Source organism: Vibrio cincinnatiensis DSM 19608 (assembly GCF_900167345.1).
Lineage (GTDB): Bacteria > Pseudomonadota > Gammaproteobacteria > Enterobacterales > Vibrionaceae > Vibrio > Vibrio cincinnatiensis.
The window spans coordinates 190,603-204,021 of the sequence record NZ_FUXB01000005.1; the positions used below are offsets into that span (position 1 = coordinate 190,603).

The following is a 13,419-nucleotide window of genomic DNA, read 5'->3' on the forward strand; positions in this document are numbered from 1 at the left end:
CTGGCTGGAAACAGTTAGGAGCCGTTTTGTTGAGATAAACCTTGAGTTTATATACCCAAATGACTTGTGAATGCTAAGCTTATTAACAGAGTTGCGAAGTCATTTCAGTATAATTACATAAGAAAGAATCATTATTGAGGTTGTTATGATACCTGTTGTTGCTCTTGTTGGGCGTCCTAATGTAGGTAAATCGACGTTATTTAACCGACTCACCCGTACACGAGATGCACTGGTAGCGGACTTCCCTGGTTTAACGCGTGATCGGAAATATGGTCAAGCCAAGTTAGGTGAACATGAATTTATTGTGATTGATACCGGAGGTATTGATGGCAGTGAAGAAGGTGTAGAAACTAAGATGGCTCAGCAATCGTTAGCAGCGATTGATGAGGCGGATGTTGTTCTATTCATGGTGGATGGCCGATCTGGGTTGACAGTTGCTGATGAAGCGATAGCTCAGCATCTACGTCGTATCGAAAAGAATGCCATTTTGGTGGTAAACAAAGTGGATGGTATTGATGCAGAATCAGCCAGTGCTGAATTTTGGCAACTAGGGATGGGCCAGCAAATGTACCATATTGCGGCCGCACATGGCCGTGGTGTGGGAGCATTAATTGACCGAGCTCTAAGCCCTTTAGCAGAACAAATGCAGCAGCAAGCTGCAGAGTTAGAAGATTTAACTCAATTTGAAGACAGCGAACCTGAGCAAGTTGAGTATACCGAAGAAGAAGCGGAAGCGGTTTATCAGCGTTTGCAAGATCAACCGATTAAGTTAGCCATTATTGGCCGACCTAATGTGGGGAAATCGACCCTAACCAACCGCATTCTTGGTGAAGAACGAGTCGTGGTCTATGACATGCCCGGTACCACGCGTGACTCGATCTATATCCCGATGCAGCGTGATGAACGTGAGTATGTATTGATTGATACTGCGGGTGTTCGTCGTCGTAAACGTATTAATGAAACGGTAGAGAAATTTTCTGTCGTAAAAACGCTAAAAGCGATAGAAGATGCTAACGTTGTTCTGCTTATTGTGGATGCCCGTGAAAACATCTCAGATCAAGATTTGAGCTTATTAGGTTTTGCGCTAAATGCAGGACGTTCTATTGTTATTGCTGTAAATAAATGGGATGGATTAACCACAGACATAAAAGAGCGAGTGAAGAAAGAGTTGGATCGTCGCTTAGGATTTGTGGATTTTGCTCGTATTCACTTTATTTCTGCTTTACACGGTACGGGAGTTGGGCACTTATTTGAGTCTGTGCAAGAAGCTTATCGTTCTGCGACGACACGTGTTGGCACATCCGTTTTGACGCGCATTATGAAGATGGCAACCGATGATCATCAGCCTCCAATGATTCGTGGACGAAGAGTGAAACTTAAATATGCTCATGCTGGTGGCTATAATCCACCAATTATTGTTATTCACGGCAACCAAGTGAATGATTTACCGGATTCGTATAAGCGCTATTTGATGAACTACTACCGTAAGTCATTAGATATTATGGGAACTCCCATTCGAATTCAGTTCCAGAACAGTGAAAACCCATTTGAAACAAAATCGAACAAAATGACTCTATCTCAAGAGCGTAAACGCAAGCGCTTAATGAGTATGGTTAAAGATCGACGTAAGTAAAACGAACCTCCTCAAACTGAAACCCAAGCCTTGTGCTTGGGTTTTTTATTTCATGGTCTCTTCATCCCTATTTTTCTTGTTTATCTTCCTCTCATTCGTCATTCACTTTTATCGCTCTCGCTCGGGAAGCACCTTAAAATAGTGGCATCACTAGCATTGAATTTTGGGTTTTATTCATTAAGTGATCGAAGAATGATCTTTTTCTTAAATGCTGAATTTTGTGCTTTATTCTCACGTGATTAGTTTTTTTATCTGTTTAAAATGCAAATGCAGAATATGTAACTTATGCTTTCGGGCTGTGGTGATATAAATGTTCTTTTGATAGGAGATCGCTGCTCATGCTAAATAAAGCAAAAGATCAGATAGTGATCTCTTGTGGCAGTGTGATTAAAAAGTAGGGTATAAACGTGCATTTGAGTGAATATGATAGGTTTGTACTCTTAATGCCTTAACGTTATTATCCAAGGAAAAAGAACATAGGAAAGAAATTATGGATGCAGTCTGTCCACAATGTGATCATACGCTAGAGTGGGATGGACAGTACTATTGTGTGCTGTGTCAGGTTCATTATAAGAAAATAGCGTATTGTCCTGACTGTGCTGGAGAATTAGAAAAGCTTCAGGCATGCGGTGCTGCGAGCTATTTCTGCAATCAGTGTAATGAGTTGAAATCCAAATCACGGGTTCGAATCGAGTTTCATAAAATCGATTAATCTACCGTGGAATGTATTTCTCCTTGTGCAAGGCGTGTTACCAGCTTATCACCCCTTTTGATTTCATCAACGCTGTGGATCACTTTCCCTCGATCATTTTGAGTGATGGAATAGCCACGTGAGAGTGTCGCTAGTGGGCTAACCGTATTTAGCTTATCGATGAGTAAGGTATAGCGATGCTGGGAGGCGAGTAGGGCTCGTTCCATGGCCGTGGTAAGTTGGCCCTCACATAAGATCAAACGATGTTTCTGCTCTCGTAGCTGTTTTTCTGGGGAACGTAATTGTAAACGATGATGTGACCTTGCAACATGCTGATTGGCGGTCGATAAATAGCGTTGAATTGCTCGTTCTACACGTAAGTTCAGGTCGTCTAACTGCTGTTGTTGGCGCTGTAACCGATGAATGGGATGCTGTTTATCCAACTGATGCTGTCGCTGCTTTAAATGAGCTTGCTGGTGAGTGAAATAGTAACGTATCGCGCCCGCCAGTTTTTGTTGATAGCTCGCCAGTTTTTGCTTTTTATGGCTATTATCTCTACTGACCATTTCAGCAGCAGCCGAAGGCGTTGGTGCTCGCATATCTGCGACAAAATCGGCAATGGTGACATCAATCTCATGTCCGACAGCACTAATAATTGGAATTTCACTGGCAGCGATGGTTCGAGCAACAATTTCGTGGTTAAAACACCATAAATCTTCCAGTGAGCCACCACCTCGCCCCACGATTAATACATCACATTCTGCACGTGAGTTAGCACAGCCAATGGCTTGAGCTATTTGCAATGCGGCATCTTCTCCTTGAACCAAGGTTGGATAGATGATCACCGGTAAGCTAGGATCACGACGTTTGAGTACCTGTAAAATATCATGCAGTGCGGCTCCTGTTTTTGAGGTAATAATGCCAACACAGTGTGGATGTTCTGGAAGCGTTTTCTTTAGCTGTTGAGAAAATAGCCCTTCTGCAGCAAGTTGCATTTTGAGTTGATCAAACTCTTGCTGTAGCCTCCCGTCGCCTTCTGGTTGCATGTTCTCGATAATAATTTGGTAATCACCACGAGGCTCATAAAGAGAGAGGCGAGCCTTAACTAGGACTTGCTGACCATTGTGTGGTTTGAAGCGAACAAGACGATTACTGCCTTTGAACATGGCGCATTTTACTTGGGCTCGGCTATCTTTGAGGCTTAAATACCAGTGACCAGAAACTGGAGCTGAAAAATTGGAGATTTCGCCGACGAGCCATACCACGCCCATTTCATTTTCAAGTAACAAGCGAACTTCTGCATTCAGACGAGAGACGGTATAAATATTTTGATGAGTCAAGGAGGGCACCGCTAATTGAACCAGACGTGAGTATGGAAATTAGCGGCAATATAATACATATCAAGGGGGGGATTGCAAATTAAAAATAAAAAAATGAGTGGTCAATCGATTACTCAGGGCGTATAATCCCTCCGCAATATCAAATCTAAATCCCTTTGTTCTGCGAAACGATGAAGTGGATTTAATACTCTTTAACATCTATGTTGTGAGATATTGCTAATGCTACGAATTGCTAAAGAAGCACTAACCTTCGATGACGTTTTACTCGTTCCTGCACATTCTACTGTTCTTCCGAACACCGCCGATCTTCGTACCCGACTTACTCAAAATATCACGCTAAACATTCCGATGATTTCAGCGTCGATGGATACAGTAACAGAAGCGCGCCTAGCAATTGCTCTTGCACAAGAAGGTGGTCTTGGTTTTATCCATAAGAACATGTCTATTGAACAGCAAGCAGAAGAAGTTCGCCAAGTTAAGATCTTTGAAGCGGGTGTGGTTACCAACCCTGTAACGGTTCGCCCTGACGCAACGATTGCCGATGTGATGACTTTAACCAAAAAACACGGTTTTGCTGGTTTCCCTGTGGTGTCAGAAAATAATGAATTGGTTGGGATCATTACTGGTCGAGATGTTCGCTTCGTGACGGATCTTTCTAAACTGGTGTCGGATGTGATGACACCGAAAGATCGCCTAGCAACGGTTAAAGAAGGTGCCTCTCGTGAAGAGGTTCAAGAACGTATGCATAAAGCGCGTGTTGAAAAAGTCTTGGTCGTGAATGACGATTTTCAGCTAACCGGTATGATCACCGCAAAAGACTTCTACAAAGCAGAAAGCAAACCCAATGCCTGTAAAGACGAACAAGGCCGACTACGAGTTGGGGCCGCTGTTGGTGCTGCACCTGGTAATGAAGAGCGAGTAAAAGCATTGGTTGAAGCGGGCGTGGATGTCTTACTGATTGATTCTTCTCATGGTCATTCAGAAGGGGTATTACAACGTATTCGTGAAACGCGTGCGGCTTATCCTGATCTCGATATTATCGGTGGTAACGTTGCAACGGCTGAAGGTGCTCGTGCATTGATTGAAGCCGGAGTTAGCGCTGTTAAAGTGGGTATTGGCCCAGGGTCTATCTGTACCACGCGTATTGTTACTGGGGTGGGTGTACCTCAGGTTACCGCTATTGCAGATGCGGCAGGCGTTGCTAATGAACATGGTATTCCTGTTATTGCTGATGGTGGTATTCGTTTCTCTGGTGATATTTCAAAAGCGATTGCGGCCGGCGCGTCGTGTGTGATGGTCGGTTCTATGTTTGCCGGAACAGAAGAAGCTCCAGGTGAAGTTATCCTTTATCAAGGTCGTTCTTACAAAGCTTACCGCGGCATGGGATCGCTCGGTGCGATGTCTAAAGGCTCGTCTGATCGTTACTTCCAAACAGACAATGCCGCCGATAAACTGGTTCCAGAAGGAATTGAAGGCCGTATTGCCTATAAAGGTCACCTTAAAGAGATCGTACACCAGCAGATGGGCGGCCTACGCTCATGCATGGGGCTAACGGGCTCTGCAGATATTGAAGCATTACGAACTCAAGCACAGTTTGTCCGTATTTCAGGTGCTGGCATGAAAGAGTCTCACGTTCATGACGTACAGATTTCAAAAGAAGCCCCAAATTACCGTATGGGTTAAACGTAAACGTTTGCTTTTTTCCTTGATGACCTATCGAGAGGCGAGTAGACTCGCCTCCGTTTCTTAATTTAGCTGATAAGATTGCTTAATAATGACCAAGAACATTCATGATCAACGAATCCTCATTTTAGACTTCGGTTCTCAATATACTCAACTGGTTGCTCGTCGTGTCCGGGAAATCGGTGTTTACTGTGAATTATGGAGCTGGGATGTAGAAGAAGCCGATATCCGAGAATTTAACCCTGACGGTATTATCTTGTCTGGTGGCCCAGAAAGCGTTACAGAGAGCCATTCACCTCGTGCTCCTCAATACGTATTTGATTCCGGTGTTCCTGTGCTGGGTGTTTGCTACGGAATGCAAACGATGGCAGAACAATTGGGCGGCAAAGTTTCCGGTTCAACCGAGCGTGAATTTGGTTATGCGCAAGTGAAAGTTACCGGTGAGTCTAAACTATTTGAAGGTTTGCAAGATGCACTAGCCGAAGATGGTCGCCCTTTACTTGATGTATGGATGAGCCACGGTGATAAAGTGGTCGAGATCCCAGCAGACTTCGTTCAAATCGGTTCGACTGAAACTTGTCCTTATGCGGCTATGGCGAATGAAGAGAAGAAATACTACGGCGTTCAATTTCACCCAGAAGTGACACACTCAAAACAAGGTTTAAAAATGTTGGAAAACTTTGTTCTTGGCGCTTGTGGCTGTGAACGTCTGTGGACGTCTGAGTCTATCATTGAAGATGCGATTGCTCGTATCAAAGAGCAAGTGGGCGATGATGAAGTGATCCTCGGGCTTTCTGGTGGAGTCGATTCCTCTGTTGTTGCAATGTTAGTACACCGTGCGATTGGCGATAAACTGACTTGTGTATTCGTCGATAATGGTTTATTACGTCTCAACGAAGGCCAGCAAGTGATGGATATGTTTGGCAATAAGTTTGGCCTAAATATCATCAAAGTGGATGCGGAAGAACGTTTCTTAAAAGCGCTGGAAGGAAAATCAGATCCTGAAGAGAAGCGTAAAACCATTGGTCATGTATTTATTGAAGTCTTCGATGAACAAGCGAAAAAACTGAAAAATGCGAAATGGTTGGCCCAAGGTACGATTTATCCGGATGTGATTGAGTCAGCCGCCTCTAAGACAGGTAAAGCGCATGTGATTAAATCACATCACAACGTGGGCGGCCTTCCTGACGATATGGAAATGGGCCTCGTTGAACCATTACGTGAGTTATTTAAAGATGAAGTGCGTAAAATTGGTTTAGAGCTTGGTTTGCCTTACAACATGCTTTACCGTCACCCGTTCCCAGGCCCAGGCCTTGGTGTACGTGTATTGGGTGAAATCAAGAAAGAGTATTGCGATCTATTACGTCGTGCTGATGCTATCTTTATTGAAGAGTTACATGCGGCTGATTTGTATAACAAAGTCTCTCAAGCCTTTACGGTATTCCTGCCAGTGCGCTCTGTTGGCGTCATGGGGGATGGCCGTAAATACGATTGGGTTGTCTCACTACGCGCTGTAGAAACCATTGATTTTATGACTGCACACTGGGCGCATTTACCTTATGATTTCTTAGGTAAGGTGTCGAATCGAATCATTAATGAAGTCGATGGTATTTCTCGCGTGGTCTACGATATTTCTGGTAAACCACCAGCGACCATTGAGTGGGAGTAGGGGGCTATCAATAGCGATTAAAGCCTTAAGCCAATAAATGCAATGCCAGTCAGTTTTACTGACTGGCATTTTTTTATCGGGATAATGATGGTTGGTTTTCAGAGACAAGCATATCTAGGAAATCAACAACAGCCCTAACTCTACGTGAGTGTGCCAAATCTGAGTGAATAGCTAACCAAATAGTCTGATCACAACCCACATCACCTTGGACACAAACCAAGTTTTTTTTCTTAGAAATAAAATGAGGGAGTATAGCCATTCCAATTCCTGCTTCTACAGCGCTCATTTGTGCTGACAGACTGGTTGTGATTAAGCGACAAGGTTTTCCTCTTAACATTTTTGTTAACCATTGTGCTGCTGGCAAATTTTGCTGCATTTCAGACCACCCTATGAAATCATCATGTTCGAAAGATAGGCTAGTGGTGTCTGAGCTCTTTCTATTGTTTACGTAGTCTTGTGAGGCGTAAAGCCCAAACCCTAGTGTACCTAGTCGACGGATGCTCACATTACCCCGTTCCGGTCTTACCATACGCAAGGCAATGTCAGCATCGCGTCGGTGTAGGTTAACGGTGGACACGCCCGTGACTATCTCCACGGTTAAATTTGGATGAGCCGCAATAAGTTTTGGCATGGCTGGAATAATTAGATGATCGGCCAATCCTTGCGCTGTTGCCAGGCGTACATGACCCATCACTTCATCATTATTACGATACGTAGCACCTCCAAAAGCAAAGCCAGCTTGCTCTAGGGCTTCAGCCGGTGAAATCAGATCTCTGCCTTCATCGGTTAATGTATAGCCCTGTTGATCACGCGTAAATAAGCGAGTCTGTAGAGCCGACTCCAGACGTTCTAAACGTCTAGAAGTGGTGGCAATCCCTAAATTTAATCGTTTTGCTGCGCGACTTAATGTGCCTTCTCTAGCGATGGCGAGAAATATCCTGGTATCATCCCAATTCAAAGACGGGGGGGGGCAGATTTCCATTTTCGGAAATCTGATTGCGGTTTGTGTGCATATAAATCTCCACTTTCGGAAAATATACTGAATATCTCAACGTAAACCAAGGGATATCAATCATGAAGAAACGTGTATTAGGTCAAAGTCTTGAAGTCTCCGAGATAGGGTTAGGCTGTATGGGCATGAGTGAATTTTATGGGCCCAGAAATGACGCCGAATCCAAGTCGGTACTCCATAAAGCTATTGATCTTGGCTGCACTTTTTTAGATACCGCAGATACTTATGGCCATTATCATAACGAGCAGCTACTTGGGGAGTTTTTGAAAGAAAGCCGTGCTGAAATTAAAGTTGCGACTAAGTGTGGAATTGTGCGTCGTCCTGGGGAGTACCAACGAGTCATTGATAATAGTCCAGATTATATTCGTCGTGCTTGTGAGAGTTCACTACGCCGCTTAGGTGTTGAATGCATCGACTTATACTATATCCATCGTTTAGACCCTAATGTGCCTATAGAAACAACCGTTTTTACGTTGTCTCAATTGGTTAAGGAGGGGAAAATTGCAAATATTGGCTTATCTGAGGTCAGCGCAAGTACACTGAGAAAAGCGCATGCTGTTCATCCAATTAGTGCCGTGCAGACCGAGTATTCACTGTGGACCCGTGATGTGGAGCAAGATGTTTTGCCAACTTGTAGAGAATTAGGTATTGGTTTTGTTCCTTATTCTCCATTAGGGCGTGGTTTTTTGACAGGGAATATTACGCCTGACAGTGACTTTACTCCTGAAGATGCAAGACAATCATTACCGAGATTTACGCCTGATAACCTAAGAGCAAATCGGCCGCTAACACAGGTGGTTGCTAGCATGGCCAGTAGTAAATCATGCTCTTCGGCACAAATTGCATTGGCATGGTTATTAGCACAGGGACCTGACATCGTACCTATTCCGGGTACAAAGAAAATGAAGCATTTGATTGATAATTTGGGGGCTCCTGATGTCGTATTAACGGCAGCCGATTTGGCCCGCATTGAATCAGCAGTGCGAGAATTTCAGCCCGCAGGGGAGCGTTATACAACTGAAGGTATGAAAGGAGTGAACGCTTGAGCCCGTTAAACCACACAAATTGGCGCAGCTGGGTCGCTGTTTTTATGCTTGGTATTGCGTCATTTACAGTTGTTGCTACTGAGTTAGCACCAATAGGTATGTTGTCTTCGATTGCACAGGATATGCAGCAGAGTGCTAGTTCTACAGGGTTAGTGGTTACTTTGTATGCATGGCTTGGTGCTGCTGCCGCTTTAATTTCAGTTATGATGATTAGCCATTTACCCCGTCGACCATTGTTAGTCGGACTGATGTTATTATTGGGGGTGTCTAATGGTGTGGCAGCTGTCAGTCATAGTTTTAGCGTATTGCTAGTTGCCAGGCTCGTTGGTGCTCTTGCTCATGGTGCTTTTTGGGCAATGATTGGTACTTTGGGAGCACAGTTGGTCTCAGAAAGTAGTGTGGGGAAAGCAACTGCCATTATTTTCGGCGGCGTTTCAACCGCGAGTGTGTTAGGTGTCCCACTGATTAATTGGATAAGCTCTGATGCTGGCTGGCGATCATCGTTTTTACTTTTAGCAATATTATCTGTTGTTACGGCTTTAACTCTGGCTTTAAGTCTTCCGCATGTGTCAGGTACACCGCGTTTGGGAAGGGGGCAACTCTTCTCTGTGTTTCGAAATTCGAAGTTGAGAATTGTCTACCTTATTGCGGCTTGTGGTATCGTTTCACACTTTGCTGCATTTACTTATGTTGAGGTGCTATTTTCTTCAGTGATTGCTCTGCCAAACAGTTGGATCTCCATCTGTTTGTTGACATTTGGTGTTGCTGGTATAGTTGGCAACATTATGTGCGGAATGTACATAGACAACCATTTGAAGAGAGTCCTTAGCACTGGGCTTCTACTTATTTCGTTGTGTTTGACGTTAATTAGTCTTCCGACTGTTAACAGCAAAGTCATGACATTGCTACTCGTATCCGGATGGGGGCTTGGTGTTGCGATACTATTCGTCGGTCTTCAAACATGGATCATCCGATTAGCGAAAGATGATGCTTTACCAGCTTCAGCTATTTATGCTGCTATTTTCAATGGCGCTCTTGGTATGGGGGCCGTTTTAGGAGCAGGAATTTTAGGCCATTGGAATATTAGTACGCTTTATTTATCTGCTTCATTAATTACGCTGCTAAGTCTTGCTTTGGTGGTTGGTAGTCGCAAAGGAGCTACGGAAAAAGCTACTATGGTATAAGTTTGGAATGTTATGAAATGTGTCGACGAGCAGCAAAAAATAAAAAATTCTGCGCATGGTATCGGTGATGGTATCGACAAGGACCACCTTTCTAACTAGCTGTTATGTCGATATATTTTATTCTTGTTGATCTTAGAGTGGGAATGATGCTCCTTTAAGAAAGGTCTGGCATTAACAAGTACTAAATCAACCTTAAGTCCGCGTAATGGCGGACTTTTTTTGTTTTTGGCTTAGTCATTTTTGGCATGTATGGCAACGCCAAGCACGGTTTGACTGTGGTATTTTGATGGGACATTGTATCAAACAAGAATAATAGGTCAAAACATGCTAACTGATACCAAGTTACACAATTTCAAACCCAAAGATAAACTTTACAAAGTCAATGACCGTGATGGTCTCGAAAAAGTCTTAACAGAGCCTTTGATGAAAAAGGCACTATGGAAAAACACTTAGATTATCGTTATGTAAAGTTATTAACCACTGACTTCCAATAAAACACGAAAATATTCACCTTCTTAATTTTAAATAATTAATCAAATTTATTAAGTGCTTATGGGGTTATTTAATAACAATGGTTAGTTTTATTAGTGTTATTCTACTATATTTAGTGCGTTTCTAACATGACTGCCTAGCCTTCTTACTAATCTCGAAAAACAAAGTTTTATCACTCTATAAGTAATACTCGATAGGTCGATCTCTGCGCTACCTGACATTACATTCATGTGACCTAAAATACCGCGCACGTGTTCTGTATACTCGTTTTTTAGTTTTGAAATGTACGCCATAGCTTTAGCTAATTGATCCCAAGCGGTAAGGCCTACGGTTGCTATTTGTTGTATTATATGACCCAGACCTGAAACTCTTAGTAAGGTCAAAATTGAAGAGACTATTTTACTTACCCAACCATCAGTCATCCGAGCATTATATCTATTGTTGAAGTCAAGAAATACGTTGCGTTCTAGGTAAGTTTGAGACTTGGGTTGTAGTGCCGACCACTCATTACTTGTAGCGGTATTGACATACCCCGGAACAGATTTTTTTCCTAGTCCGTGAGCGCAGAAGTAGATGCCAGAACTTCCATCTAGCCGATACTCAATACCACCGTGAGTAAATGGCCAAAGAGGAGACATAGGGACTGGGTCCGCACCATGAGTGCAGCGATATGAAGCATCTAGCACCCTTCTTGCGTATGGTTTGAAGCCAACTTTTGGTGCGCCGAAAGTATATAGATGTACACTATAGCCATAATGACTCTTCACCCAGTCTGCTGCTAATGAAGCAAGAGCACCACCTAAACTATGACCTACACAGTGTATTGCCTTCGGTGCTTTCATGTTCTTTTTCGAATAACAAGCGATGTATGCTGCAAGTTGTGGCTTTATTGTATTGAAGAGATTTACGAACCCAGCATGAACTCTGTAACCGGATGAGGTACCTGATATCCCAATGTTTCCATCGGTCATAATATCACCAATGTTTACTTGAGTGCCTCGGAAGGAAAATACTAAAGTATCGGCAAAGTCGCCCTTACCTCGACCTATCGCTACAAAATCTGATGTCATTCCACCAAATCCCATAAAGCCACTTGTTGTTCCTTTTCTGACATCATTCCGTAGATCAAATGTAAAGAACTTTGCTATATAACCACTAACATTACGAACGTTTGTTGCAAATAAAGAATAAGGGATTTCTGCGATTCTAGATGATAACCTTGGTGATAGTGACTGCATTTTTTAACTCCCATATAAGTCAGAGTCAATATATCCAAATAAATCACATTGACTATTTACGTAGTAATCATCGTTTTCTTCATCATCAATTGAAAAAGCAAAGTACTTAAGAGGGTTTGCAGCATCACAGACTAGATTAGCCATATTGTTTTTTACGTAATCCTCTATTTCATAGCCATCGAACGAACTTTCCCAAATAATAATGCTTTTATCAATATCTAGTTCTGCGGTTAAAACAATAGTTACATAATGTTCAATAAGAGGGACTTTAACGATCTCTTTCTTCTCATACACAGGAGAAAATTCAAACTGACCATTACTGTCAGTGAATGTTGATAAGTCTATTGATTTTCCTGAAGCGCTTAAACCAATGCTAAGGTTAATCTTTTGATTGTCAATCGGTTTGCCTTTTTTTGTTAATATGCCGTTAATTTGTGGTGTGTATTGGTTACCTTGTTCTCTATTCAATATTTTTTCTCCAAAACTCATCTTAACACTCAACAATATGATTAAAATAAAACCAATTAAGTTAATTTTCACATCAAAAATTTCATTATCAAAAGCTTATGAAGTTATATATTTTGTTGTTTATTTACAAGATTTAAATTTAATTATTAGACTTATGTAACACTATTTTGAAATTATTATTTATGAAAGTTACATTTCTAATCTTATATTTGTTTTGAGTGAAAGTGTGAACATTTTTAGTCAGATTCACGCTCAATTGATGAACAGGATTAGTTGATGAACAGGCTTAGTTGTGATCATTAGGGAACTTGAAGGCTTTGTTTCATTATTCAGTTTAGAGGCCGAGTCTCCCCGTTTCTCTCGTTCGCGTTTCTTAGTCAATACGACAAGTTTCAGGCATACCTAACCCAGTAAGTTTGTTTAATTTTTTATCATTGCATAAGCTTCACCCACTTGAGCATTGTCATTTCTCAAGTTCAACCGACCGCCTAGTAATTGCTTCACTCGATGCATAGCCATTTCTGAGAGAGAACGCTTGTGGTAACCATACTGTTGCTTCCAGTATTTATTTGAACCATATAATACAATTTCTGACACGCTACACTAAGATTTCGAGGACGACTGTAGCTCCCAGAATGTCGCTCCTTCTCTTGGAGGACGAATAGCTTCGTAATCATCTTTGGTGTCATAAGCTCCATCACCTGAGATCTCAATGGCCCTTCTTTGTGTTTGCTTGAGTAAGTTCGGCAGAACTTCAGCATCAGTCACGTTCGACAAACTCAACTCTGTAGCAATGATTTCATTTTTAAAAGAGAGCTGAATTCCAAGATCAAGTTTTCATTTAAGATCTTACTTATACATGCGGTTGCATTGTTGTGGGGCTGATATAATATCCGTGTATCAACCATACGAGTACCCAGCGCAAGCTAAGCTAGGAATAGAAGATAGGATAGGGAGAGACGC

General features: G+C 42.4%; 10 protein-coding genes and 1 pseudogene. 6 read left to right on the top strand and 5 right to left on the bottom strand.

The window, feature by feature from the left end; all coding sequences use genetic code 11:
• The first annotated feature begins 145 nt into the window (after positions 1-145).
• Both der and B5D54_RS06410 read left to right on the top strand, forming a co-directional pair.
• Positions 146-1,633, top strand: coding sequence for a ribosome biogenesis GTPase Der (der, locus tag B5D54_RS06405; RefSeq protein WP_078925701.1), 1,488 nt, complete (start codon positions 146-148; stop codon positions 1,631-1,633).
• Between the two features lie 490 nt (positions 1,634-2,123).
• Positions 2,124-2,345: a zinc ribbon domain-containing protein gene (locus B5D54_RS06410; protein WP_078925702.1), complete on the top strand. Its 222-nt coding sequence runs from the start codon at positions 2,124-2,126 to the stop codon at positions 2,343-2,345.
• Here the strand turns inward: B5D54_RS06410 and xseA are convergent.
• Positions 2,342-3,673, bottom strand: a complete 1,332-nt coding sequence (gene xseA / locus B5D54_RS06415) for an exodeoxyribonuclease VII large subunit (RefSeq protein WP_078925703.1) — start codon at positions 3,671-3,673, stop codon at positions 2,342-2,344. The two genes, B5D54_RS06410 and xseA, sit on opposite strands and share 4 nt — an antisense overlap.
• Positions 3,674-3,883: 210 nt before the next feature.
• Between xseA and guaB the strand changes: the two genes are divergently transcribed.
• Positions 3,884-5,347 carry an IMP dehydrogenase gene (guaB, locus tag B5D54_RS06420; protein WP_078925704.1) on the top strand — a complete coding sequence of 488 codons (1,464 nt, stop codon included), beginning with the start codon at positions 3,884-3,886 and terminating at the stop codon, positions 5,345-5,347.
• A gap of 91 nt (positions 5,348-5,438) precedes the next feature.
• Positions 5,439-7,016, top strand: a complete 1,578-nt coding sequence (gene guaA / locus B5D54_RS06425) for a glutamine-hydrolyzing GMP synthase (protein ID WP_078925705.1) — start codon at positions 5,439-5,441, stop codon at positions 7,014-7,016.
• A 73-nt stretch (positions 7,017-7,089) separates the two neighbouring features.
• On the opposite strand, the gene B5D54_RS06430 is transcribed toward guaA, so the two are convergent.
• Complete coding sequence (locus tag B5D54_RS06430; protein WP_078925706.1) at positions 7,090-7,998, bottom strand: LysR family transcriptional regulator; 909 nt, start codon at positions 7,996-7,998, stop codon at positions 7,090-7,092.
• 92 nt (positions 7,999-8,090) lie between these two features.
• On the opposite strand from B5D54_RS06430, the gene B5D54_RS06435 reads away from it, so the two are divergent.
• On the top strand, positions 8,091-9,074 hold the full coding sequence (locus B5D54_RS06435) for an aldo/keto reductase (RefSeq protein ID WP_078925707.1): 984 nt from the start codon (positions 8,091-8,093) through the stop codon (positions 9,072-9,074).
• Positions 9,071-10,258, top strand: a complete 1,188-nt coding sequence (locus B5D54_RS06440) for an MFS transporter (RefSeq protein WP_078925708.1) — start codon at positions 9,071-9,073, stop codon at positions 10,256-10,258. The genes B5D54_RS06435 and B5D54_RS06440 overlap by 4 nt, the downstream gene beginning before the upstream one ends.
• A gap of 590 nt (positions 10,259-10,848) precedes the next feature.
• Here the strand turns inward: B5D54_RS06440 and B5D54_RS06450 are convergent.
• The 3 genes and pseudogenes from B5D54_RS06450 to B5D54_RS06460 form a co-directional block, all read right to left on the bottom strand.
• Positions 10,849-11,988: a lipase family protein gene (locus B5D54_RS06450; protein WP_078925710.1), complete on the bottom strand. Its 1,140-nt coding sequence runs from the start codon at positions 11,986-11,988 to the stop codon at positions 10,849-10,851.
• Positions 11,989-11,991: 3 nt separating this feature from the next.
• Positions 11,992-12,528: a DUF6795 domain-containing protein gene (locus B5D54_RS06455; RefSeq protein WP_238095306.1), complete on the bottom strand. Its 537-nt coding sequence runs from the start codon at positions 12,526-12,528 to the stop codon at positions 11,992-11,994.
• A gap of 301 nt (positions 12,529-12,829) precedes the next feature.
• Positions 12,830-13,293, bottom strand: a pseudogene (locus B5D54_RS06460) (transposase); the annotation flags it as partial.
• Between the last annotated feature and the right edge of the window lie 126 nt (positions 13,294-13,419).

Excerpts from the sequence above, each read along its gene's own strand:
- B5D54_RS06450 (WP_078925710.1), bottom strand. The coding sequence starts at position 11,988 with ATGCAGTCACTATCACCAAGGTTATCATCTAGAATCGCAGAAATCCCT.
- B5D54_RS06410 (WP_078925702.1), top strand. The coding sequence starts at position 2,124 with ATGGATGCAGTCTGTCCACAATGTGATCATACGCTAGAGTGGGATGGA.
- guaA (WP_078925705.1), top strand. The coding sequence starts at position 5,439 with ATGACCAAGAACATTCATGATCAACGAATCCTCATTTTAGACTTCGGT.
- guaB (WP_078925704.1), top strand. The coding sequence starts at position 3,884 with ATGCTACGAATTGCTAAAGAAGCACTAACCTTCGATGACGTTTTACTC.
- der (WP_078925701.1), top strand. The coding sequence starts at position 146 with ATGATACCTGTTGTTGCTCTTGTTGGGCGTCCTAATGTAGGTAAATCG.
- B5D54_RS06435 (WP_078925707.1), top strand. The coding sequence starts at position 8,091 with ATGAAGAAACGTGTATTAGGTCAAAGTCTTGAAGTCTCCGAGATAGGG.
- B5D54_RS06430 (WP_078925706.1), bottom strand. The coding sequence starts at position 7,998 with ATGGAAATCTGCCCCCCCCCGTCTTTGAATTGGGATGATACCAGGATA.